Origin of the sequence: Cupriavidus taiwanensis (assembly GCF_900249755.1) — a bacterium.
GTDB classification, from domain to species: Bacteria; Pseudomonadota; Gammaproteobacteria; order Burkholderiales; family Burkholderiaceae; genus Cupriavidus; species Cupriavidus taiwanensis_D.
Genome location: NZ_LT976853.1, coordinates 1,433,251 through 1,456,223 on the forward strand (window position 1 = coordinate 1,433,251; position 22,973 = coordinate 1,456,223).

The window sequence follows — 22,973 nt, forward strand, 5'->3', positions numbered from 1 at the left end:
CCGCCGTGACGGTTGTCAGCAGGCGCCGGCGGCCCCTCCCCGGGCACATCGGGCCGGGCCGCCAGAAGGTCCAAAACTTGCGTAAAATCGGGGCATCATGGATGAACGTTCCAAAACGCTGCTCAAGACTCTGATCGAGCGCTACATCGCCGAAGGCCAGCCGGTCGGCTCCCGCACCCTGTCGAAGTACTCGGGGCTGGACCTGTCGCCGGCGACGATCCGCAATGTGATGTCCGATCTCGAGGAAATGGGTTTTATCTCCAGCCCGCACACGTCGGCCGGCCGGATCCCCACGCCGCGCGGCTACCGGCTGTTCGTCGACTCGATGCTGACCGCCAAGCCGCTCGAGCGCAACGCCGACCTGGCCGAGCTGACCGGGCAGATCCAGGACCAGCTGGGCGGCCAGCAGCTGGGGCCGCAGCGCATGATCACCGCGGCCGCGCGCACGCTGTCGAACCTGTCGCACTTTGCCGGCGTGGTGATGACGCCGCGCCGCGCGCAGGCGTTCCGGCAGATCGAGTTCATGCGGCTGTCGGACAAGCGCATCCTGCTGATCATCGTCAGCCCCGAGGGCGACGTGCAGAACCGTATCATCCAGACGGAACTCTCGTACACGCCGGCGCAGCTGATCGAGGCGGCCAATTTCTTCAACTCGCACTATGCCGGCATGAGCTTCGACACCGTGCGCAGCCACCTGCGGCTCGAGCTGCAGGACCTGCGCCGCGACATGTCGCAGCTGATGCAGGCCGCGGTCGAGGCGGGCAGCACCGCCGAAGACGAGGACGACGACCACGTCTATATCAGCGGCGAGCGCAAGCTGCTCGAAGTCGACGACCTGGCTTCCAGCATGGACAAGCTGCGGCGCCTGTTCGACGTGTTCGAGCACAAGACCAGCCTGCTGCAGCTGCTCGACGTGTCCAGCCATGCGCAGGGCGTGCAGATCTTTATCGGCGGCGAAAGCCGGCTGGTGCCGATCGAAGACATGGCGGTCATCACCGCCCCGTACGAGGTCGACGGCCAGATCGTCGGCACGCTGGGCGTGATCGGCCCGACGCGCATGGCTTACGAGCGCGTGATCCCGATCGTCGACATTACCGCGCGGCTGCTGTCCAGCGCGCTGAGCCAGAACTAGTGGTCCGGCGTTCCGGCCTGGCCAGCGGCTCCCTCCCTGGCCCGCGTGGCTGGCGCCGGCGCGCCGCGCCCGCCCCATCCCGGCATCGCGCCAACCCGGAAGCGACATGACGTTTTCTCCCGAACCGGCCTACCAGCACGGCCAGGCGCCGCGCACGGCGATCCTGCTGGTCAACCTGGGCACCCCCGACGCCCCCACGCCCAAGGCGGTGGGGCGCTACCTGAAGGAATTCCTGTCCGACCCGCGCGTGGTGGAGATCCCGCGCGCGGCGTGGCTGCCGCTGCTGTACGGGGTGATCCTGCCGCTGCGCTCGCGCGCGTCGGCGCTCAAGTACGAATCGATCTGGCTGCGCGAGGCCCATATGACGGGCTCGCCGCTGCTGGTCTACAGCGAGCGCCAGGCGCACGCGCTGCAGCGGCTGCTGCACCAGAACGGCCACGACGTGACGGTGGCGTGCGCGATGCGCTACGGCAATCCGTCGATCGCCTCGGTGATGGAAGCGCTGCGCCGCCAGGGCTGCGAGCAGGTGCTGGTGCTGCCGATGTATCCGCAGTACTCGGGCACCACCACGGCCACCGCCTTCGACGAGGTGTTCCGGGTGCTGGGGCAGTGGCGCAACCAGCCCGAGCTGCGGCTGGTCAGGCATTTCCATGACCACCCCGCGTATATCTCGGCGCTGCGGCAGCAGGTCGGCGCCTACTGGAGCCGGCACGGCATGCCGGATTTCGGCCAGGGCGACAAGCTGATCCTGTCGTTCCACGGCGTGCCGCGGCGCACCCTGGAACTGGGCGATCCCTACCACTGCGAGTGCGTGAAGACCGGCCGCCTGCTGGGCGAGGCGCTGGGCCTGCAGCCCGGGCAGTACCAGGTGACGTTCCAGTCCCGCTTCGGCAAGGCCGAGTGGCTGCAGCCCTATACCGCGCCGACGCTGGCCGAGCTGGGCAAGGTCGGCGCGGGGCGCGTCGACGTGTTCTGCCCGGGCTTTCCGGCGGACTGCATCGAAACGCTGGAAGAAATCGCGATGGAGGGCCAGACTGAGTTCAAGGTCGCGGGCGGCAAGGACTTCCACTTCATTCCATGCATGAACGATGCCGCGCCGTGGGTTGCGGCCATGGCGGAGATCGCGCTGCAGCACCTGCAAGGCTGGCCGCTCGCCACGCCGCATCCGCATGAACTGGAGGCGCGGCGCACGCGGGCGCAGGCGCGGGGAGCGGCGGCATGAACGTGGATTTCGACGCGGATGCGCGCCAGCGCATCGACAAGTGGCTGTGGTGCGCGCGCTTCTTCAAGACGCGCTCGCTGGCGGCCGAAGCGGTGGAGCGCGGCAAGGTCACGGTCAACGGCCAGCTGTGCAAGAACTCGCGCGAGGTCAAGCCTGGCGACAAGGTTGCGTTGGAAGCACACCAGCAGCGCTGGGAGCTTGAGGTGAAGGGCATCGCCGCGGCGCGCGGTCCCGCGCCGGTGGCGCAGACGCTGTATCAGGAAAGTGCCGAAAGCCAGTCGCGCCGGGCCGCCGACGCCGAGCGCCGGCGCCTGCAGCCGGAACCCTCCGCGCAGATCCAGGGGCGTCCGACCAAGCGCGACCGCCGCCGCATCGACGACTTCAAGGGCTGACATGCAGCGCGGCGGCACCGTTTCCGGTGCCGCCGCGCAATGGACAGCCAGGCGAACGGGACAGGCAGCAGGCTTATTCCTGCGAGACGTCCGGGCTGACGAAGGGAACGATGTAGTGCTTGAACACCGCCTTGCCGCTGCCATACTCCGTATCGCGCGGCGTGAAGGCGCCGGACAGGCAGATAAAGACGGTCATGACCGCCAGGGCGGCCACGAGGCACAGCGTGACGACTGGGAGCTTATGCATGGCCAACCTTTCGGAAGCGGAACAAAAATGAACCATCTCCTGGGCCCTCGACATTTTTGTCATTTTTCTTACTAAGAATCTTAGTGAGCGCGCTGACGCAAAGCAATAAGCCGTCGATGGCGGTGGGGCAGGCTTTGTAACCGTGTGTTTCGGCGTCGCGCCGGCGCCACTCTTGAAATGCGGCGAGCAGCCACCACCTGCATCGGACACACGCCGATTTACCACCCGCGGCCACGCCCATGGCGGGCCGCGACACTGCATTGATACGGATCGACATGGAAGAACAGAAGCAGACGCCATCCAACCAGACTGCGACGCCTGCGGGCGATGAGGCGGCCACCGCCGCCAGCGCCAGCCCGGAGACCGGCGCGCCGGAAACCGCGGCCGTGGACGACGTGGCGGCCCAGCTGGCCGCACTGGAAGCCAAGGCGAGCGAGCATTACGACCTGTATATGCGCGCCGTTGCCGAAGGCGAGAACATCCGCCGCCGGGCGCAGGAAGATGTCGCCAAGGCGCACAAGTTCGCCATCGAAAACTTTGCCGACAACCTGCTGCCGGTGATGGACAGCCTGCAGGCCGCGCTGGCCGACGGCTCCGGCGATATCGCCAAGCTGCGCGAAGGCGTGGAACTGACCGCGCGCCAGCTGGCCGCCGCCTTCGAGCGCGGCAAGATCGTCGAACTGAACCCGGTGGGCGAGAAGTTCGACCCGCATCGCCACCAGGCCATCTCCATGGTGCCGGCGGAGCAGGAGCCCAACACCGTGGTGAGCGTGCTCCAGCGCGGCTACACCATTGCCGACCGCGTGCTGCGGCCGGCGCTGGTCACGGTGGCGGCACCGAAGTAAGCTGCTGCCGGTTGCAGGGCCCGGACGCCCGGTGCCTGCCGGCCCGGGCGTTTGCCGTTGGCAGCGCGCCGCATCGGCGGTGGACCGCATCGCCGGGTGAACCGCTTCAGGAGCAAAGCATGAGCACCGAACCGCAAGCCGGCGCGCCGGACCCGTCCGCGGCCCCGCATCTCGACCACCGCGCCTTTGACGCATTTGCCATGCGCGAGGTCGACGACGCCACCATCGATGCCGCCATCGCCGCGGCCGGGGACGCCCTGGTGTGCGTGTTCTTCTGGGGCGTGGACTGCTTCAACTGCGAGATGGCCAAGAAGGCCATGCTGGCCAATCCCGAACCGGTGCGGGCGCTGGAACTGCACTGGCTGCACGCCAACGTCTATGCGCACCCGGAGCTGGGGCGGCGCTTCGGCCTGCACGGCATTCCGGTGTTCATGTTCTTCCAGAACGGCAAGAAACTGGGCCGGGCCACCGGCTGGCACGGCCACGGGCAGTTTGCCGCGGCCGTCGCCAACGCAAGGTTGAAGGCCAGCGGCAAGCCGCTGACAGGCTAATTCACTTCAGCGCGTCAGCGCGTAGCCGATGCGGAACTGCCACGGCAGCTTGTGGTTGTAGTCGAGCAGGCTCTCGCCATAGCCGACGAAATATCCCGCCATCAGGTACCCGGCCGTGCCGGGGATCAGCCGCGCCATCGGGTAGGTCAGCTGCGCGTCGACGCTGCCGTACCACTTGCGCGTGCCCTTGCGCAGCGTCGCCGAGAACTCCCAGGAATCCGGTCGCCCGTAGGCGATGCCCAGGTCCATGTAGCCGCGGTAATGGGCGATGTCCGGGTTGTCGGCCTTTTCCACATAGGCATAGAGCTTGGGCGCGACGCGCCAGTGCCAGTCGTTCTGGTCGCCGAAATAGAAGGTCGGCTTGATGAACGCGGTATTGATGCTGCGCGAGTCCAGGCCGCTGCGGCCGTTGGATTCATGCTCCAGGCCCGCGGCCAGCGACAACCGGCTGATCACGTTGTTGCGCACGCCGGTATCCGACAGGTAGTAGAACAGGCTGGGCCGGTAGTTGGTGTCGCGGAACGGCGCCGAGTCCTCGCTCAGGTCCCACAACGAGAACTGGGTGTAGCTGAAGTAGAGGTTGTCGAACAGGCTTTTCGAGGCAGGATCCTCGCCCTCGAAGATGCGGTACTTGAAGCTGAACTGGAACTTGGCATTGGCGCCGTCGTGCGCGCCGACCATGAAGTACATCGGGTCGTGGAACGACAAGCGGGCGCTGTCGCGAATGTCGGCCGGCGCGAGGGCCGCGGCCTCGGCCGTGGTGACCGGGGTCACCGGCACGGGGGCGCTTTCCGCGCTTTCCGTGCTTTCGGCGGCCGGCGCCTGGCCCGCAAGCGGCGGCGCCGCGGTGGCGGTTTCGCCCGGCTGCGGCAGCCGGTTCAGCGTGACCAGCACCGGCGCGGCGTCGATGCCGGTGGCGTCGAGCCGCACCTGGCCACGCAGCACGGGCGGCAGCGTCACCGTGTAGTGGATGGCGCGATGTTCGCCGCGGCGCAGGTTGACCACGGCGGGGCCCGAGACTTCGCGCCACAGTACCAGCCGCACCGGCGCCTGCAGGTCGCCGGAGGCGGTCACTTCGAGTGTGTCGGGAATACGGTAGCGGCGCGTGGTGTTGTCGGCCGATACCACCAGCGTGAGCGTGAGCGGCTGGTTGGCGTCGATCACGCGCGGCGGCTGCAGCAGCGCCACGCCGGCATGGCCGGCGAGCGGCCACGCCAGCAGCAGCGACAGGCAGAGCGGGGCGACGGCACGTCTGGCTGGCGCCAGGCGCTGCCGCCGAAAAAGGGCAGTAGGGGGCATGAAGATGCGCGACGTTGCCAGGTGATGGCAACGCAACTAGGGGAAAACTCGGAGCCCAAAGCCTACCACGCACGCCCGCAAGGGTTGTGAGGAATTGTACGCTGCACTTTTTGCGCGTACCGGCGGGGCTCAGCGGTTGGCGCGGCGCCTGACGCAGTCGACGTAGTGGTCGCCGTCCGGGGGCTGGCCGCTGCGCTGCGCTTGCCACAGCATTTCGCCCAGGCATTCCATTACCTGGTGCTGGGCTTCGTGCGGGGAATCGAGCCGGCGCGCCAGCGCCTCGTAGGCCTGGCGGATGCCGCGCGGCTGGTCGACCGAGACCTGCTCCGAAATCGACAGGTGCATCGCCAGATGCAGGAAGGGATTGGTCTGGCCCTGCTCGGGGGTGTAGTCCTGCGCCAGCGCGCCTTCGGTGTCGCGCAGCAGGTCGTGGTACTCGGGGTGCTCGCCGATCCAGTCGACGGCGATGGCTTCCAGCGGGGTCAGCACGCCGCCTGCGATCTGCTTCTGCCAGGCATCGCAGAAGAACCGGCGGACTTCTTCTCGTGAGGGATTGAACATGGTGGCGCCATTGTAAACGACGGGCGCTGCCCTTGCCGGCGGCCGCGTCCGCGGCGATGGCGCCAAGTAGAATGCGGGATCGCCGACTCGCCGCCTGCCCGATGACCGCTTCCGCCCCCACCGCCCCGACCGCTGCCCGCGACAAGCTGGCCGGCGTGCTGCTGATCGCGGTCTCGGCCAGCGCCTTCGGCGCCATGGCGATCTTCGCGCGCTTTGCCTACGCCGCCGGCGCGGACGTGTACGGGCTGCTGCTGGTGCGCTTCATGCTGGCCGCCGCGGCGCTGGCGTGGGTGATGCGCACGCGCGGCATCGCGCTGCCGCCGTGGCGCCGCGTGCTGGCGCTCGCGGCGATGGGCGGCATCGGCTATGTCGGCCAGTCGTTCTGCTTCTTCAGCGCGCTCAACCATGCGCAGGCCAGCCTGGTGGCGCTGCTGCTGTACCTGTACCCGCTGTTCGTGACCATCCTCGCGGCCGTCTTCCTGAAGGAGCGGCTGACCACCGCCGCGGTGGTGACGGTGGTGCTGTGCTCGGTCGGCGCCGGGCTGACGGTGGGCGGCGGCGTGGGTTCGCCGCTGGGGATCGCGCTGGGGCTGGCGGCGGCGGTGATCTATTCGGTCTACATCATCGTCGGCGCGCGCCTGACCGCGGGCGTCAACCCGATCGCCACCACCACCGTGATCTGCACCGCGGCGGCGCTGGTCTACGGCGCCGTCGGCCTGCTGCGCGCCGGCGCGGGCACGCCGCCGCAGTTTCCGGCCGATGCCGGCGGCTGGCTGGCGCTGGCGGGGATCGCGCTGTTGTCGACCGTGCTGGCGATCCTGACCTTCTTTGCCGGCTTGCAGCGGCTGGGCGCGGCGCAGGCGTCGATGCTGTCGACGCTGGAGCCGGTGGTCACCGTGGTGCTGGCGGCCTTGCTGCTGGGCGAGCAGATCGGCGCGGCGCAGGCCGTGGGCGGCGGCCTGATCCTGGCCGGGGTGCTGTGGCTGACCCGCCGCGGCAACGCCCCCGCGCCGGCGCGGGCCGACATGCAAGGGAATTGAACGGGTTGCTCAAAGGCGCTGTCGTGGGGCGCGCCGGCCGTTGGGTACAATCGCGCCTTCTTTCACCTTCCGTACAGAAAGGACGCGCATGTCCCAGATCGACCAAGCCGCGCTGGCGCAACTGTTCACCGAAGCCCGCACCCACAACGTGTGGCAGGACCGCCATGTGGACGACGCCGTGCTGCACCAGATCTATGAAGCGATGAAGTTCGGCCCGACCGCTGCCAACAGCAGCCCGGCGCGCATCGTGTTCGTCAAGAGCGCCGCCGGGAAGGCGCGCCTGGTGGACTGCGTCTCGGCCGGCAACGTCGACAAGACGCGTTCGGCGCCGGTGACCGCGATCATCGCCTTCGACACCGCCTTCCACGACCAGCTGCCCAGGCTGTTCCCGCATGCCGACGCGCGCTCCTGGTATGCCGGCAACGACGAAAAGATTGCCCGCGACGCGCTGATGAACAGTTCCTTGCAAGGCGGCTACTTCATCCTGGCGGCGCGCGCGTTCGGGCTGGACTGCGGCCCGATGGGCGGCTTCGACGCCGACAAGGTCAACGCGGCGTTCTTCCCCGACGGCAAGTGGAAGGTCAACTTCCTGTGCAACCTGGGCTATGGCGTCGCCGACAAGCTGTTCCCGCGCTGCCCGCGCCTGTCGTTCGACGAAGCCTGCCGCATCGTCTGAACCTGCTGCGTTGCCAGCCAATAAAAAAGCGACCCGCGTGGTCGCTTTTTTTATCGGGGTTTGCCGGGTGCGGCGCCATCAGGCGGTCCATTGCTGCATCGGCTTGCAGGCCAGGTAGCGGCGCGGCTCGCCGATGCCCAGGCGCGCGCGCGCCGCGTCGATCGGTTCGTGCAGCAGCTTCTCGTAGTCCTCGCCCAGCAGCCAGCCGGCGCGGCGGCCCAGCCGGTAGCCTTCCAGCACGGCGCGCGCAAAGGCCAGGCTGCCGCTGACGCGCAGGCTCTTCAGCGACGCCGCGATGGCGATAAAGGCCCAGCCCTTGCCGCCGGTCTGCGCATAGCTGAACGCCACCAGCGCGGCTTCGCCCAGGCTTTCGTCGGCGCGGTAGCCGGTCAGCACGTGCCATATATCGTGGATGTCGCGCGTGCGCCGGCCGAACCACAGGTAGGCGTCTTCGAGCACCGGTTCCTGGTCCAGGTTCGACACCTTGGCCAGCCCGTCCGCGCTGTACCCGGTCTGTTCGAGGAAGGCGCGATAGGCGGCGCCGACCGTGCCCGGCGCGAAGCGCGCCACGTAGGCGGGGTCGGACAGGCGCTCGGCCAGTTCGATGCGCTGGTAGACCATGCGGCGCCCGTCGTGCGTGGCCAGCAGGCGGCTGAAGTTGCGCGGCATCGACGGGCCGTTGAGCGCGCGCATGATGCGGAATACCTGCTCGGTGTCGTTGCCGTCCGCCATCAGCTTGCGCACCGCGCGGAACGCGGCGAAGACATCCTGCTTGTAGGGGTCGGAACCCGTCGTGGTGGCCATGGGCAGTCTCCGGGAATCAAGCGAACTGGGCCGGCCGCGGCTCGGACACCTGCATCCGCGCGGCGGCGGCGCGCACGAAATCGACGCTGGTGGCGACGTCGGTCACCGGCAGCATATGCCCGCCGCTGACCAGGGTCAGCGTGGCGCCCGGCACCCTGGCGACCAGCGCTTCGCCATGCTCGGCAAAGTCGAGGATGCGGTCGTCGCGGCCGAACAGCACGCTGACGGGCACGCGCAGCGTGCCGTAGTCGCGCAGCAGCGCCGGCAGGCTCTGCGCGGCACCGCGCAGGTCTTCCGACGCCGCCAGGAAGTGGCGCGGGCGCAAGGCCAGCAGGCCGCCGCCACGCGTGGGGAAGTCGTCAGGCACCGGGTCGGGGCCGAACACGATGTCCATGACCTCGGCGCGGTGCCGTATCGACATCGGCACCACCACGGTCCAGGCCATCAGCCGGCGCAGCCAGGCGTGCGGCACCGTCATGGCCCTGAACACCGGCGAGATCGCCGTGGGCGGATGCGTCAGCGGCGCGATCAGCGCCAGGCCGCCGACGCATTCCGGATGGCGCACGGCCAGCGCCAGCGCGATCGCGCCGCCCAGCGAATGGCCCACCACCAGCGGCCGCTCCAGGCCCAGCCGGTCGCACAGCGCGGCGAGCGCGTCGGCCTGCGCGGGCAGGTCGGCGGCGCTGCCGGGCGTGCGCGTGGAATGGCCAGCGCCGGGGCGGTCGACGGCGATGACGCGGAAGTTCTCGGCCAGCGGCGCGATCATGCCGTAGCCGAAGTTCTCGAGTTGTCCCGACAAGCCGTGCACCAGCAGCAGCGCCGGCCCTCGCCCGCGCTCCACCACATGCAGCCGAGCGCCGGGCACGTCGATAAAGCGGCCGGGCGGCGGCATCGCGGCCTCGATGCGCCGGGCGGTGCGCCAGGTGTACAGACATAGCGCGGCGCCGGACAGCAGGACCAGTGCGATCAGCACGGCCAGTACGATGAGGAGGGAAGTCATGGCTGCACCTCGCTGGCGGCGACCGGATTGCCGGCCGTGGCGTCCTGGTGGCGGCGCGCCTCGCGCGGCGCCGGCGGGGCGTCGAACTGCAGCACGCCATCGGCGATGCGGCCATGGCGGATCGTCAGCAGGTCCTTCAGATAGTTCTGGTGCACGCGCCACGGCTTGCGGTCGCCCTGCCGCGGCAGCACGCCGGCGGCACGCTGCACATAGCCCGAGGTGAAATCCAGGAACGGTGTCGGCTGCACCGCGGCGGGCGCGCGCGGCACGGCGATGCGGTGGCCGTGGTGGTCCATGTGGCGCAGCAGGCGGCAGACGTACTCGGCCGTCAGGTCGGCCTTGAGCGTCCATGACGCATTGGTGTAGCCGAACGCCAGCACCAGGTTGGGCACGTCGCTGAGCATCATGCCCTTGTAGGCCAGGCAGTCGGCGGGGCGGCGCGGCTGGCCGTCGACGCTGAGGGCAATGTCGCCCAGCATGTTCAGCTTCAGGCCGGTGGCCGTCACCACGATATCCGCGGCCAGCGTCTTGCCGCTGGCGAGCACGATGCCGTCTTCGGTGAAGCGCTCGATGGTATCGGTGACCACCGCGGCACGGCCCTCGCGCAGGGCACGGAACAGGTCGCCGTCGGGCACCAGGCACAGGCGCTGGTCCCACGGTTTGTAGCGCGGCGTGAAATGCGTCGCCACGTCGAAGCCCGCTGGCAGCTGCGCCGCGGCCATGCCGACCAGGCGCGCCTTGACGCGTTCGGGCCGGCGCCGCGCCAGCTGGAAGAAGGTCATGCCGAGCAGCACGTTCTTCCAGCGCGTGGCGGCGTAGGCCAGCCGTTCCGGCAGCACGCGGCGCAGCGTGCGCGCGATGGCGTCTTCGCCGGGGCGCGTGACGATATAGGTGGGCGAGCGCTGCAGCATGGTCACGTGCGCCGCGCGGCCGGCCATCGCCGGCACCAGCGTGACCGCGGTGGCGCCGCTGCCGATCACCACCACGCGCTTGCCGGCGTAGTCCAGCGTTTCGTCCCAGAACTGCGGATGCACGATGCGGCCGCGAAAACGGTCCTCGCCGTCGAACGCGGGACGGTGGGCCTCGGCATAGCTGTAGTAGCCGGCGCAGACATAGAGCAGCCGCGCGCGCAGCCGCAGCCGGCTGCGGTCGGCGCTGTGTTCGGCTTCGACGGTCCAGCAGGCGTCGGCGCTGTCCCACGCCGCGCTGACCACGCGGTGGCCGAAGCGGATCTGGCGCGTGATGCCGGCTTCTTCGGCGGTTTCACGGATATAGGCGCGGATCGACGGACCGTCGGCGATGGCCCTGGCGCCGCGCCAGGGCTTGAAGCGGTAGCCCAGCGTGTACATGTCCGAATCCGAGCGGATGCCGGGGTAGCGGAACAGGTCCCAGGTGCCGCCGATGGCGTCGCGCGCCTCGAGGATGGCGTAGCGCTTGCCGGGGCAGCGCCGTTGCAGCTGGCGCGCGGCGCCGATGCCGGACAAGCCGGCGCCTACGATCAGGACATCGAGTACGGCGTCATCGGCACTGGCATCGCGCATGGGAGGCATCCGGACGAGTGGGGCTTCTGACAACATAGATTGTCAGAAGCGATCCGGCAAGTTTTCTGACAATAGGGAATGTCATAATGGCGCGCATGACCCCCGAGCTGACTCCCGCGCGCCGCTACCGCGGCGCCGAAGCCGAAGAGCGCCGCGCCCAGCGCCGCGCGCAACTGATTGCCGCGGCCGTGCAGGTCTACGGCGAGCGCGGTTACCAGAATGCCACCGTCAAGGCCGTGTGCGAGGCCGCAGGGCTGACCGAGCGCTATTTCTACGAGTCATTCGCCAACAGCGAGGCCTTGCTGCTGGCATCGTTTCAAACGGTGACCCAGCGCTTGCTGCACACGCTGGTGCAGGCGGGCGAGGCGGCCGGCAACGATGGCGCGCAACGGGCGCTGGCGATGCTGCGCGCGTACTTCGGCGCGCTGCAGCGCGAACCGCGTTCGGCGCGCGTGTTCCTGGTGGAGATCCGCGGCGTCAGCAAGCTGGTCGACGGCGCGCTGGCCGACTCGCTGGATGCATTCGGCGGGCTGCTGGCGCAGGCGCTGCTGCCGCCGGGGCGCGCGCGTGATCCGCTGCTGACCGCGGGCGTAGCGGGCGGCGTGGTGCACCTTGCCGTGCGCTGGATCCGCCAGGGCTACAGCCCCGATGTCGACGTGGTCGCGCACACCGCGCTGCAGCTGGCGCTGGTGCTGGCGCAACAAGACGAAGGGCCCGAACCGGCCGCGGCTACAGCTGCGGTGCCGGGGTTTTCTCCCTGAACTCGCACAGCGGCTCGATCGCGCAATGCCAGCATTCCGGCTTGCGCGCCTTGCATACGTAGCGGCCGTGCAGGATCAGCCAGTGATGGGCGTCGTGCAGGAATTCATGCGGCACGCACTTGAGCAGCTTCTGCTCGACGATATCGACGTTCTTGCCCGGCGCCAGGCCGGTGCGGTTCGAGACCCGGAAGATATGCGTGTCGACCGCGATGGTGGGCTGGCCGAACGCGGTGTTGAGCACCACGTTGGCGGTCTTGCGGCCCACGCCCGGCAGCGCTTCCAGCGCGGCGCGCTCCGCCGGCACCTTGCCGCCATGGCGCTCGACCAGGATGCGGCAGGTCTCGATCACATGCTTGGCCTTGGTCTTGTACAGGCCGATGGTCTTGATGTATTCGCTCAGGCCGGCTTCGCCCAGCTCCAGCATCTGGCGCGGGGTATGCGCAACCGGGAACAGGCGGCGCGTGGCCTTGTTCACGCCGACGTCGGTGGCCTGCGCCGACAGCAGCACGGCGATCAGCAGCTCGAACGGCGAGCTGTATTCGAGTTCCGTGGCCGGGGCCGGGTTGACTTCGCGCAGCGTCTCGAAGATGGCACGGCACTTGGCGGCGTTCATTGCTCTGGTTCCCCGTCGTTGGCCGGATCCCGGGCGGTATCGGGATCGTCCGGCTGCGGCGCCAGCCCGGCGCGCGCACGGCGCGCTTCGGCGGCGTCGATCTGCGCCTGCACCGCGGGCGACACGTTCTCGGTATTGCGCGGCCTGGCGGCCTGCTGTTTCTGCCGGGCGCGTTCGATCGCGGCCTGGATGATGGCGCGCTTGCGTTCCTGCGCGGCGCGCTCGGCATCGTCCTGCGGCGCTTCGGCCTGCACCGCGGCCAGCTTGGCCGCGGCCTTGGCGGCCAGGCGCGCGTCGTTCTCCTCGCGCTCGCGCACCAGCCGCGCATTGCGTGCCAGGTAGCGCGCCTGCGCGGCATCGGCCTGCGCCTGCGACCACGCGTCCCAGCCGGTGCGCGTGCCGGTGACGGGAACCATGTCGATGCAGTCGACCGGGCAGGGCGGCACGCACAGATCGCAGCCGGTGCACAGCCCGGGGATCACGGTATGCATCTGCTTGGCGGCGCCGGCGATGGCGTCGACCGGGCAGGCCTGGATGCACAGCGTGCAGCCGATGCACAGGCTCTCGTCGATGCGGGCGACCGCGCGCGGCTGCTCGATGCCGCGTTCCGGATCGAGCGGCAGGACTTCGGTGCCCAGCAGCGCTGCCAGGCGCGCGATGCCCTGCGCTCCGCCCGGCGGGCAGCGGTTGCAGGCGGCTTCGCCGCTGGCCATGGCTTCGGCGTAGGGGCGGCAGCCGCTGAAGCCGCACTTGGTGCACTGGGTCTGCGGCAGCAGCGCCTCGAGACGGTCGGCGAGGGACTTGACGGCGGGATTCACGACAACGGACAGCAATTCAGGGGACAAGAGCGGGGTCGAAAGGCGCGGCAGCAACGGATAAACACGAGATTTGCGCGGTGCTGTGAGCGGTTGGCGACATAACGGTGGCCGTTGCGGGGCGGACAATGTGCCGGAGGCCCCTGCGGCACCGGGGTCTCTGCGGACCCTGCGGTTTTCGCGCCGCAAGGATTATCCCCGATTTCGCCGGCGGACAGAAACGGCGATGATGCGCGTCGCGCGGCCGGATTGCCGCATTCCGGCCTGTGCCATAATCCGCGCAACGATCGACCACACCTCATGTCAACAGAGCCCAAGACCAAACGCGACCCGGAAGGGACGCGCCGACGCATCCTCGCTGCGGCCACCGAGGAATTCGCCAAGGGTGGTCTGGCCGGCGCCCGCGTCGACCAGATTGCCCGGCGCGCCGAAACCAACGAGCGCATGCTGTATTACTACTACGGCAGCAAGGAGGGCCTGTTCCTGGCGGTGCTCGAGAAGCAATACGCGAACTTCCGCGCCGCCGAAGAGCAATTGCACCTGGTCGACGAAGACCCGGTCGAGGGGGTGCGCACGCTGGCCCGCTTCGTCTGGGACTGGTACTACGAACACCCCGAGTTCATCCGCCTGGTCAACAGCGAGAACCTGCACGAAGCGCGGCACCTGAAAAAATCCGCGCAGCTGCAGCAGCTGATCAACCCGGTGGTCGACGTGCTCGCCGACGTGATCCGGCGCGGCCAGCAGCAGGGACTGTTCCGCGACCATGTCGACGTGCCGCAGTTCTACCTGACGATTTCCGCGCTGGGCTACTACGTGCTGTCGAACCGCTACACCATCAGCGCCGTGATCGGCCGCGACGTGGCCTCGCAGCAGGAGCACGAGCGCTTTGCCGAGCTGCACACGGAAATGCTGCTGAGCTACCTGAAGAAGCCCTGAGCCGCCGCCGGCGCCCCGCAAGCAAAAACAGAAACGCCCGCATGTGCGGGCGTTTGTCTTACTTGGCGGCCGCGGCCACCGGAACCTGGTGGTACTTGCGGATAAAGTCGCGCAGCTGCGGGTAGATGTCTTCGCGCCAGCGCCGGCCCGAGAAGATCCCGTAGTGACCGCAACGCTCCGCGTTCAGGTGCTGCTTGCGGTGTTTCGGGATGCCGGCGCACAGGTCGTGCGCGGCGGCGGTCTGGCCCGCGCCGGAGATATCGTCCAGCTCCCCCTCGATCGTCATCAGCGCGGTGCCCTTGATGTCCTGCGGGCGCACCGGCTTGCCGTCGATGTCCCAGGTGCCGTTGGCCAGGCGGAATTCCTGGAACACCTCGCGGATGGTGTCCAAGTAGTACTCGGCGGCCATGTCGAGCACCGCGTTGTATTCATCGTAGAAGCGCACGTGGGCCTCGGCGTCGTCGGCATCGCCCTCGACCAGGCTCAGGTAGTAGTCATAGTGCGAGGACAGGTGCCGGTCCGGATTCATCGCGACAAAGCCGGCATGCTGCAGGAAGCCCGGGTAGACGCGGCGGCCGTGGCCGGGGTAGTTGGCCGGCACGGTATAGATGACGTTGTTCTCGAACCACTCGTAGGACTTGTTGGTCGCCAGCGAGTTGACCGCGGTCGGGCTTTTGCGGGCGTCGATCGGGCCGCCCATCATGGTCATGGTGCGCGGCGTCTTCTCGCCGGCGGACGCCATCAGCGAAATGGCGGCGAGTACCGGCACCGTCGGCTGGCACACCGAGATCACATGCAGGTTCTCGGCGCCGATATGGCGGATGAATTCCTGGATGTAGTAGATGTAGTCAGACAGGTGGAACGGGCCATCCTCGACCGGCACCATGCGCGCGTCGATCCAGTCGGTGACGTAGACCTTGTGGTCCTGCAGCAGCGTGCGCACCGTGTCGCGCAGCAGCGTGGCATGGTGGCCCGACAGCGGGGCGGCGACCAGCACCACGGGCTCGTCCTTGAGCAGCTTGATGGTCTCGGGGTCGTCGGCATAGCGCTTGAAGCGCAGCAGCTTGCAGAAGGGCTTTTCCAGCACGGTCTGCTCGACGATGGGGATGTCGCGGCCGTTGGAGCGCACCGACTTGATGTCGAACGCCGGTTTTTCGTATTCCTTGCCGAGCCGGTACAGCAGTTCGTAGCCGGCGGCCAGGCGGGGTGCGCCAGGTACCAGCGACATCGGGCTGAGGGGGTTGGTGAAGGTCTTGGCGGTCGCCTGGGCCCACGCGGTCAGCGGGTGCAGGATCGAGCGCTGGAACTCATGCAGTTGATAGAGCATGCCGTTTCTGCCTGGTCTTACTGAGGATGCGTACCACCAAGTAACAATGTACTGACAATACACCATGGATCGTGTGGCGCCGATTATGCCTGAATCGAACGACCGTGCTAACGATCTTGCTTTGCAGCATATACCTTAAAGTACTTCCGTATGCGGGGAACACAATAAGGCATAGGCCTGATTTTCCCGGTGACAACGTCCTACAACAGTGCAAACAAATGCAAAAAGCGGCCGAAGCCGCTTTTTTGCTATTGCGTTGTGATGCGTACGCCAGTTGCCGGCCGTTGCGGCGCGGCAACCGTCGCGCGTTACATCACGGCCGCGATCGCGTCGACCACTGCATCGATGTTGCGGCTGTTCAGCGCGGCCACGCAGATGCGGCCGGTGCCGACGGCGTAGATGCCGTGCTCGTTGCGCAGGCGGTCGACCTGGGCCGAAGTCAGGCCCGAGTACGAGAACATGCCGCGCTGCGCCTTGACGAAGGAGAAGTCGCCCGGCACGCCCTTGGCGGCCAGCTTGTCGACCAGCGCGTGGCGCATCAGCTTGATACGGTCGCGCATTTCAGCCAGTTCTTCTTCCCACATGGCGCGCAGTTCCGGGCTGTTCAGCACGGTCGCGACCACGGTGCCGCCGTGGGTCGGCGGGTTGGAATAGTTGGTGCGGATCACGCGCTTGACCTGCGACATCACGCGCTGCGCTTCTTCCTTGCTGGTGGTGACGATCGACAGCGCGCCGACGCGCTCGCCGTACAGCGAGAAGCTCTTCGAGAACGAGCTCGACACGAAGAACGGCAGGCCCGAGTCGGCGAACAGGCGCACCGCGGCGCCGTCGGCGTCGATGCCGTCGGCAAAGCCCTGGTAGGCCATGTCCAGGAACGGGATCAGGTTGCGTTCCTTGACCAGCTGCACCACTTGCTGCCACTGCTCGGGCGACAGGTCGACGCCGGTCGGGTTGTGGCAGCAGGCGTGCAGCACCACGATGGTGTTGGCCGGGAACGACTTCAGCGACTCCACCATGCCGGCGAAGTTCAGGCCGTGGCTGGGGGCGTCGTAGTAGGCGTAGTTGACCACCGGGAAGCCGGCGGATTCGAACAGGGCGCGGTGGTTTTCCCAGCTCGGGTCGCTGATGGCGACCTTGGCGTCCGGGTACAGGCGCTTGAGGAAGTCGGCGCCGATCTTCAGCGCGCCGGTGCCGCCGAGTGCCTGGGCCGTCACCACGCGGCCTTCCTTGAGCAGCGGAGATTCCTTGCCGAACAGCAGCGTCTGCACCGCCTGGTCATAGGCAGCGATGCCCTCGATCGGCAGGTAGCCGCGCGGGGTGGCGGTGGTCAGACGGGCTTTTTCTGCCTCCTGGACGGCGCGCAGCAGCGGGATTTTCCCTTCGTCGGTGAAGTACACGCCGACGCCCAGGTTGACCTTGGTCGGGCGGGTATCGGCATTGAAGGCTTCGTTGAGGCCCAGGATCGGGTCGCGCGGGGCCATCTCGACGGCAGAAAACAAACTCATTTGGAATCTCGTGGTCGGCTATGTGAAAAACGGAAGGCGTAGAATGCTCCGTACTGCGCTGGAGGCTGGCAGGCCCGGCCGCGCTCTTCTTGGCTTGAAGCGGGGGCTGACAACCCCAAGATTCTAGCGTAATCCGCCCGTTTTCCTCAGGTATTTCCCTAGTCCCGCCCCTATGACGAACCTTGCCGAAGCCGCGCCGGCCCTGGACGAAGACAAATTCGTCACATTTCCCGGCTCCCCGTTCCAGCTGTACCAGCCGTTCCCGCCCGCCGGCGACCAGCCGGAGGCGATCCGGCAGCTGGTGGAGGGGGTGGAAGACGGCCTGTCGTTCCAGACCCTGCTGGGCGTGACCGGATCGGGCAAGACCTTCACCATGGCCAACGTGATCGCCCGCATGGGGCGCCCGGCCATCGTGTTCGCGCCCAACAAGACGCTGGCGGCGCAGCTGTACGCGGAATTCCGCGAGTTCTTCCCGCGCAACGCGGTCGAGTACTTCGTCAGCTACTACGACTACTACCAGCCCGAGGCCTACGTCCCCCAGCGCGACCTGTTTATCGAGAAGGACTCGTCGATCAACGAGCATATCGAGCAGATGCGGCTGTCGGCGACCAAGAGCCTGCTGGAGCGGCGCGACACCATCATCGTCGCGACCGTGTCGGCGATCTACGGTATCGGCAACCCGACCGAATACCACCAGATGATCCTGACGCTGCGGGCCGGCGACAAGATCAGCCAGCGCGACGTGATCGCGCGCCTGATCGCGATGCAGTACACCCGCAACGAGACCGACTTCCAGCGCGGCACCTTCCGCGTGCGCGGCGACACCATCGACATCTTCCCGGCCGAGCATGCCGAGATGGCGGTGCGGCTGGAGATGTTCGACGACGAAGTCGAGTCGCTGCATTTCTTCGATCCGCTGACCGGACGGGTGCGGCAGAAGATCCCGCGCTTCACGGTCTACCCGTCGAGCCACTACGTGACCCCGCGCGAGACCGTGCTGCGCGCGATCGAGGCGATCAAGGACGAGCTGCGCGAGCGGCTCGAGTTCTTCCACAAGGAGAACCGGCTGGTGGAGGCGCAGCGGCTGGAGCAGCGCACCCGCTTCGACCTGGAGATGCTGTCCGAGCTGGGCTTCTGCAAGGGCATCGAGAACTATTCGCGGCACCTGTCCGGCGCGCGCCCCGGCGATCCGCCGCCGACGCTGGTCGACTACCTGCCGCCCGACGCGCTGATGTTCCTGGACGAGTCGCACGTGCTGATCGGCCAGCTCAACGGCATGTACAACGGCGACCGCGCGCGCAAGACCACGCTGGTGGAATACGGCTTCCGGCTGCCGTCGGCGCTGGACAACCGGCCGCTCAAGTTCGACGAGTTCGAGCGCAAGATGCGGCAGGTGATGTTCGTCACGGCCACGCCGGCGCAGTTCGAGCGCGACCATTCGGGCCAGGTGGTGGAGCAGGTGGTGCGCCCCACCGGGCTGGTCGACCCGGTGATCCAGGTGCGCCCCGCGACCACGCAGGTGGATGACCTGCTGTCCGAGATCCACGCCCGCGTCGAGGCCGGCGAGCGCGTGCTGGTGACCACGCTGACCAAGCGCATGGCCGAGCAGCTGACCGAGTTCCTGACCGAGAACGGCGTCAAGGTGCGCTACCTGCACTCGGATATCGATACCGTCGAGCGCGTCGAGATCATCCGCGACCTGCGCCTGGGCACCTTCGACGTGCTGGTGGGGATCAACCTGCTGCGCGAGGGGCTGGATATTCCCGAGGTCTCGCTGGTGGCGATCCTCGACGCCGACAAGGAAGGCTTCCTGCGCGCCGAGCGCTCGCTGATCCAGACCATCGGCCGCGCCGCGCGCAACGTCAACGGCACCGCCATCCTGTACGCGGACCGCATGACCGACTCGATGAAGCGGGCCATCGACGAGACCGAGCGCCGCCGCGCCAAGCAGATCGCCTTCAACGAAGCCAACGGCATCACGCCGCGCGGCGTGGTCAAGCGCATCAAGGACATCATCGACGGCGTCTACAACGTCAACGATGCCAGGGCCGAGCTGCAGGCCGCGCAGGAGCAGGCCCGCTATGAGGAGATGAGCGAGAAGCAGGTCTCGAAGGAGATCAAGCGGCTGGAAAAGCTCATGCTGGATCATGCGCGCAACCTGGAGTTCGAACAGGCCGCGCAGGTGCGCGACCAGCTGGCCAAGCTCAAGGCGCAGGTGTTCGGCGCCAGCGGCGAGGGAGCGCTGCCGCCTGCCTGATACGCCGCAACGGCGCGCGCGCTTCGCCTATAGTGAAATCCTTGGCGGCGACAGGCCAGGGGCGACAGACGAATGCGAAGGAGGCACGATGGAACGCCAGTTTGAATACGGCGGCTACGCGGTGGTGGTGACCGCGGTCCCGAATGCCGCCGGCGGCTTTGCCGCGCAGATGCGCATTGCCGACGCCTTCGGCGAACCGACCGGCCCGAGCTTCGAGGCCATCGCCGGCGACGCGCCCACCCCGGAAGCGGCCATCGCGCTGGCGGAGGCCGGCGCCATGCGCGCGATCGACGCGGGCGAGGTCAGCTAGCGTGCCAGCGGGCGCCCCCATTTACCGTGGAGAACCACAATGACCGACATCGGCGAATGGAAGAAGAAGGTCTATGAAACCCACGAAGTGCAAGTGCAGGTCAGGCAGCGTTCGCAGAACGAATGGTCGTACACCGTGCGCGTCTGCCGTCCCGGCACCAATATCCGGGCCGCCGGCACGCTGACCGATTCCTCGCGCATCACCGACCACTACAAGTCGGCCGAGGCCGCGCAGGTAGCCGGCTTTGCGCACGGCGAGCGGCTCGCCAGGCAGCTCGCCTAGCGCCGCGAGCCACGGCCAGATGGCGCGGCGGGAACGGCCGGCAGGTAGAATCGCGCCTGCCATGCCACCTAGCCAAGCCTTGATCCGATGAAGCCATACGCCATCCTGATGTGTTGCATGGGGAATATCTGCCGTTCCCCCACGGCGGAGGCCGTGCTGCGCGCCAAGCTGGACAGCGCCGGGCTGGCGCCGCTGGTCGAGCTGGATTCGGCGGGCACGCACGAATACCATCTCGGCCGCGCCCCCGATCCCCGCACCCAGCGCCATGCGCTGCAGCGCGGCTATGACCTGTCGGCGCTGCGCGCGCGCAAGGTGGGCGTGCCGGACTTCGACCGCTTCGACCTGATCCTGGCGATGGACCGCGAGAACCTTGCCGGCCTGCTGCGGCTGCGCCCCGATGCCGGCGACAAGGTGCGGCTGCTGATGAGCTTCGCCACCCGCCACGACGCCGACGAGGTGCCCGACCCGTATTACGGCGAAGGCGATGGCTTCGAGCGCGTGCTCGACTACATCGAAGATGCCTGCGACGGCCTGGTCGCCGAACTGCGCCAGCGCCTGCAGCCTCCGGCCGGCTGAGCCGGTCCGCCGCACAGTCTTTCCCGGCCCCGCCGCGGCGTGCTGCGCCCGCGGCCGGCGGCCCGATCCCCGACGAGAATCCATGCTTCGCAAACTGTTCCGCAAATGGCGCGAGTCGCGCAATGCCAGCCTGCAGCTCGACGCCATCCTGGCCGCGGCCGACCCGGACGCGCCGCTGGCCGAGCGCAACGGCTGGCTGATCGAGCTGGCGTTCTGGATCCGGCGCGACGGCGGCCTCGGCGCCGATGCCGACAGCCAGGACGACGGCGCGCCGCGCCGCCATCCGGAACTCGTGCGGCTGCGCTACCTGCTGCAGGTGCTGGAGCGGCATCCGGACTGGGCCGTGCGATTTGCGCAGACGGTGCGCAGCCTGGTGCGCGAGAACGACCCCACCGGCCTGTTCTGCGATACCGGCGTGGCCCAGCATCCGGGCTTTTTCAGCGAGATGGTCAGCCGGCTGCAGGGCCGCTTCCTGCCGCCGCCGCCGAACCGCAGCGACATGGCCGCGCTGTTCGCGCTGCTGTTCGTTGGCGACGACGACGCCGACTGGGTCGAAGCCATCGACGATGCGCTGATGGCGCGGCTGGCGCGCGTGCTGGACAGCGGCAATGCCGAGGGCGCGGGCGCCGGCATGGCGCGCTATCGCGAGGCGCTGGGCCAGACCCTGGCCACCAGCATCGCGGTGCTGGTCAGCCAGGTGCGCGCCACCGGGCTGAGCCAGGCGATCCGCTCGCGGCTGGCGGGGCGGGTCGAGGACACGCCGTTCTTCCGCCTGGACGAGGCCATCCAGGCGCTGCGCGAGGATGGGCTGGGCCGCGATGACAGCAGCTTCGGCCACCGCCTGAACTACTTCCGCGGACTGCTCGACGGCTGCCACGCCGCCGCCCGCCACGTGTACGAAGACCTGGACGAGAACGGCGTGTCGGTCGAGGTGGTATTCCAGATCGAGCGCATGAAGGTGCAGCTCAGCCGCATCGAGCTGCTGCTGGCGGCGTGGGTCGAGCCCGGCCGACCAGGCATGCCGGCGCACCTGGTGGCCGAGCTGATCCGCTCGACCCAGGCCCGGCGCAGCATCGCGCACCTGGCCGGGACCTCGTTCGCGCAGCTGGCGCGCAAGGTGGTCGAACGCTCGGCCGAGACCGGCGAGCACTACATCACGCGCGACCGCCGCGAATACGCCGAGCTGGTGCGCGCCGCGGCGGGCGGGGGCCTGGTCTCGGTGGCCACGGTGTACCTGAAGTTCCTGATCTACGGGCTGCACCTGGACAAGTTCAGCGAAGGCGTGCTGGCCTCGCTCAACTACGCCGGCAGCTTCCTGGCGATCCATTTCGCGCACTTCACGCTGGCGACCAAGCAGCCGGCCATGACCGGGCCCGCGCTGGCGCACCGGCTCGATGGCGCCGGGCGGCCGGAAGGGCGCGAGATCTTCGTCGACGACACCATCGCCATGATCCGCTCCAACGCGGCGGCCATCGTCGGCAACCTGGCGGTGGTGTTCCCGGTGGCGCTGGGCGTGCAGGGGCTGGCGCACCGGCTGCTGGGGACCAACCTGATCACGCCGGCCAAGGCGATCGCCACCATCGAGTCATATTCGATTCTGGGCCCGACGCCGCTGTATGCCGCCTTCACCGGCGTGCTGCTGTGGCTGTCGAGCCTGTTCGCGGGCTGGGCCGACAACTGGTTCGCGCTGCACCGCGTGCACGATGTGATGGCGTATCACCGGCGCCTGCAGTACGTGCTGGGCGCGCACGGCGCCACGCGCGTGGCGGACTTCTGGAAGCGCAACCTGTCGGGCATCGTCGCCAATGTGTCGCTGGGCCTGCTGCTCGGCCTGGGGCCGGAGATCCTGAGCTTTTTCGGCCCGCATATGGAAGTGCGCCATGTGACGCTGTCGACCGGCTCGGTCGGTGCGGCGCTCGGCGTGCTCGGGTGGGATGCGCTGCGCATGCCGGCGCTGTGGCTGGCGGTGGCGGGGATCGCGCTGATGGGCATGCTGAATGTCGCGGTCAGCTTCGCGCTCGCGTTCAATATGGCGCTGCGGTCACGCAATTTGCGGCGCGTCGATCGCGCGGAACTGAGCGCGGCCGTGCGGCGGCGCATCCTGAAACAGCCGCTGTCGCTGCTGGTGCCGCCGCGCGTGGCGCCCGCGCAGGCGGCTGCAGGCGGGCGCCAGGCTTGAATGCGGGGGTGGCGTGGAGGTGCTGTGGGAGTGGTGCGGTGCGGCAGGGGTAGTTGACTGAATTAGTCGGGTACCTTTATACTTGACGGAAACGATCAAGTA

Annotated in this window: 25 protein-coding genes; 14 read left to right on the forward strand and 11 right to left on the reverse strand. The window is 68.3% G+C overall.

Annotated features, from left to right (window positions below):
• The first annotated feature begins 97 nt into the window (after positions 1-97).
• The 3 genes from hrcA to CBM2594_RS06570 all read left to right on the forward strand — a co-directional run bounded on the left by hrcA (position 98) and on the right by CBM2594_RS06570 (position 2,746).
• The gene (gene hrcA, locus CBM2594_RS06560) at positions 98-1,132 is read left to right on the forward strand and encodes a heat-inducible transcriptional repressor HrcA (RefSeq protein ID WP_116356125.1); all 1,035 of its coding nucleotides are present in this window, start codon (positions 98-100) and stop codon (positions 1,130-1,132) included.
• A 106-nt stretch (positions 1,133-1,238) separates the two neighbouring features.
• On the forward strand, positions 1,239-2,354 hold the full coding sequence (hemH, locus tag CBM2594_RS06565) for a ferrochelatase (RefSeq protein ID WP_116356126.1): 1,116 nt from the start codon (positions 1,239-1,241) through the stop codon (positions 2,352-2,354).
• Positions 2,351-2,746: an RNA-binding S4 domain-containing protein gene (locus CBM2594_RS06570; protein ID WP_116356127.1), complete on the forward strand. Its 396-nt coding sequence runs from the start codon at positions 2,351-2,353 to the stop codon at positions 2,744-2,746. Before hemH ends, CBM2594_RS06570 begins: the two co-directional genes overlap by 4 nt.
• Positions 2,747-2,819: 73 nt before the next feature.
• Here the strand turns inward: CBM2594_RS06570 and CBM2594_RS06575 are convergent, their stop codons facing one another.
• Both CBM2594_RS06575 and CBM2594_RS06580 read right to left on the reverse strand, forming a co-directional pair.
• On the reverse strand, positions 2,820-2,993 hold the full coding sequence (locus CBM2594_RS06575) for a hypothetical protein (protein ID WP_174078557.1): 174 nt from the start codon (positions 2,991-2,993) through the stop codon (positions 2,820-2,822).
• The gene (locus CBM2594_RS06580) at positions 2,986-3,270 is read right to left on the reverse strand and encodes a hypothetical protein (protein ID WP_147310411.1); all 285 of its coding nucleotides are present in this window, start codon (positions 3,268-3,270) and stop codon (positions 2,986-2,988) included. The genes CBM2594_RS06575 and CBM2594_RS06580 overlap by 8 nt, the downstream gene beginning before the upstream one ends.
• On the opposite strand from CBM2594_RS06580, the gene grpE reads away from it, so the two are divergent.
• Positions 3,269-3,838: a nucleotide exchange factor GrpE gene (gene grpE, locus CBM2594_RS06585; RefSeq protein WP_116356129.1), complete on the forward strand. Its 570-nt coding sequence runs from the start codon at positions 3,269-3,271 to the stop codon at positions 3,836-3,838. The two genes, CBM2594_RS06580 and grpE, sit on opposite strands and share 2 nt — an antisense overlap.
• Positions 3,839-3,957: 119 nt before the next feature.
• Positions 3,958-4,389 (forward strand): thioredoxin family protein, encoded by a 432-nt coding sequence (locus tag CBM2594_RS06590; RefSeq protein WP_116356130.1) that lies wholly within the window; start codon positions 3,958-3,960, stop codon positions 4,387-4,389.
• Positions 4,390-4,395: 6 nt separating this feature from the next.
• On the opposite strand, the gene CBM2594_RS06595 is transcribed toward CBM2594_RS06590, so the two are convergent.
• Positions 4,396-5,688, reverse strand: a complete 1,293-nt coding sequence (locus CBM2594_RS06595; protein ID WP_116356131.1) for a phospholipase A — start codon at positions 5,686-5,688, stop codon at positions 4,396-4,398.
• 129 nt (positions 5,689-5,817) lie between these two features.
• Positions 5,818-6,249 (reverse strand): DUF1841 family protein, encoded by a 432-nt coding sequence (locus CBM2594_RS06600; RefSeq protein WP_116356132.1) that lies wholly within the window; start codon positions 6,247-6,249, stop codon positions 5,818-5,820.
• 101 nt (positions 6,250-6,350) lie between these two features.
• Here CBM2594_RS06600 and CBM2594_RS06605 point away from each other — a divergent pair, with 101 nt between their 5' ends.
• Positions 6,351-7,289, forward strand: a complete 939-nt coding sequence (locus CBM2594_RS06605; RefSeq protein WP_116356133.1) for a DMT family transporter — start codon at positions 6,351-6,353, stop codon at positions 7,287-7,289.
• An 88-nt stretch (positions 7,290-7,377) separates the two neighbouring features.
• Entirely contained in the window at positions 7,378-7,965 is a 588-nt protein-coding gene (locus CBM2594_RS06610) for a malonic semialdehyde reductase (protein WP_116356134.1), read from the forward strand.
• Between the two features lie 78 nt (positions 7,966-8,043).
• On the opposite strand, the gene CBM2594_RS06615 is transcribed toward CBM2594_RS06610, so the two are convergent.
• From CBM2594_RS06615 to CBM2594_RS06625, 3 genes are read right to left on the reverse strand one after another with little or no spacing between them, the layout of a single operon-like run.
• The gene (locus tag CBM2594_RS06615) at positions 8,044-8,769 is read right to left on the reverse strand and encodes a Coq4 family protein (RefSeq protein ID WP_116356135.1); all 726 of its coding nucleotides are present in this window, start codon (positions 8,767-8,769) and stop codon (positions 8,044-8,046) included.
• Between the two features lie 16 nt (positions 8,770-8,785).
• Positions 8,786-9,769 (reverse strand): alpha/beta fold hydrolase, encoded by a 984-nt coding sequence (locus tag CBM2594_RS06620; protein ID WP_116356136.1) that lies wholly within the window; start codon positions 9,767-9,769, stop codon positions 8,786-8,788.
• Positions 9,766-11,310, reverse strand: coding sequence for a flavin-containing monooxygenase (locus tag CBM2594_RS06625; protein ID WP_116356137.1), 1,545 nt, complete (start codon positions 11,308-11,310; stop codon positions 9,766-9,768). The genes CBM2594_RS06620 and CBM2594_RS06625 overlap by 4 nt, the downstream gene beginning before the upstream one ends.
• Positions 11,311-11,396: 86 nt before the next feature.
• On the opposite strand from CBM2594_RS06625, the gene CBM2594_RS06630 reads away from it, so the two are divergent.
• Positions 11,397-12,071, forward strand: coding sequence for a TetR/AcrR family transcriptional regulator (locus CBM2594_RS06630; RefSeq protein WP_116356138.1), 675 nt, complete (start codon positions 11,397-11,399; stop codon positions 12,069-12,071).
• Here CBM2594_RS06630 and nth read toward each other — a convergent pair.
• Complete coding sequence (gene nth, locus CBM2594_RS06635) at positions 12,040-12,684, reverse strand: endonuclease III (RefSeq protein WP_116356139.1); 645 nt, start codon at positions 12,682-12,684, stop codon at positions 12,040-12,042. The genes CBM2594_RS06630 and nth overlap by 32 nt on opposite strands.
• Positions 12,681-13,502, reverse strand: a complete 822-nt coding sequence (rsxB, locus tag CBM2594_RS06640; RefSeq protein WP_198048104.1) for an electron transport complex subunit RsxB — start codon at positions 13,500-13,502, stop codon at positions 12,681-12,683. The genes nth and rsxB overlap by 4 nt, the downstream gene beginning before the upstream one ends.
• 297 nt (positions 13,503-13,799) lie before the next feature.
• Here rsxB and CBM2594_RS06645 point away from each other — a divergent pair, with 297 nt between their 5' ends.
• Complete coding sequence (locus CBM2594_RS06645; RefSeq protein ID WP_116356141.1) at positions 13,800-14,435, forward strand: TetR family transcriptional regulator; 636 nt, start codon at positions 13,800-13,802, stop codon at positions 14,433-14,435.
• A 58-nt stretch (positions 14,436-14,493) separates the two neighbouring features.
• Here CBM2594_RS06645 and CBM2594_RS06650 read toward each other — a convergent pair whose 3' ends face one another.
• Positions 14,494-15,762 carry a polyhydroxyalkanoate depolymerase gene (locus tag CBM2594_RS06650; protein ID WP_116356142.1) on the reverse strand — a complete coding sequence of 423 codons (1,269 nt, stop codon included), beginning with the start codon at positions 15,760-15,762 and terminating at the stop codon, positions 14,494-14,496.
• A 308-nt stretch (positions 15,763-16,070) separates the two neighbouring features.
• A complete protein-coding gene (locus CBM2594_RS06655) occupies positions 16,071-17,267 on the reverse strand; it encodes an amino acid aminotransferase (RefSeq protein WP_116356143.1) in 1,197 nt (398 codons plus the stop codon).
• 172 nt (positions 17,268-17,439) lie between these two features.
• Here CBM2594_RS06655 and uvrB point away from each other — a divergent pair, with 172 nt between their 5' ends.
• The 5 genes from uvrB to CBM2594_RS06680 all read left to right on the forward strand — a co-directional run bounded on the left by uvrB (position 17,440) and on the right by CBM2594_RS06680 (position 22,871).
• Positions 17,440-19,524, forward strand: coding sequence for an excinuclease ABC subunit UvrB (uvrB, locus tag CBM2594_RS06660; RefSeq protein WP_116356144.1), 2,085 nt, complete (start codon positions 17,440-17,442; stop codon positions 19,522-19,524).
• 88 nt (positions 19,525-19,612) lie between these two features.
• Positions 19,613-19,834 carry a hypothetical protein gene (locus CBM2594_RS06665; RefSeq protein WP_111519641.1) on the forward strand — a complete coding sequence of 74 codons (222 nt, stop codon included), beginning with the start codon at positions 19,613-19,615 and terminating at the stop codon, positions 19,832-19,834.
• A 39-nt stretch (positions 19,835-19,873) separates the two neighbouring features.
• A complete protein-coding gene (locus CBM2594_RS06670; protein WP_116356145.1) occupies positions 19,874-20,116 on the forward strand; it encodes a hypothetical protein in 243 nt (80 codons plus the stop codon).
• A gap of 87 nt (positions 20,117-20,203) precedes the next feature.
• On the forward strand, positions 20,204-20,692 hold the full coding sequence (locus CBM2594_RS06675) for a low molecular weight protein-tyrosine-phosphatase (RefSeq protein WP_116356146.1): 489 nt from the start codon (positions 20,204-20,206) through the stop codon (positions 20,690-20,692).
• Between the two features lie 82 nt (positions 20,693-20,774).
• Entirely contained in the window at positions 20,775-22,871 is a 2,097-nt protein-coding gene (locus CBM2594_RS06680) for a site-specific recombinase (RefSeq protein ID WP_116356147.1), read from the forward strand.
• Positions 22,872-22,973: the final 102 nt, after the last annotated feature.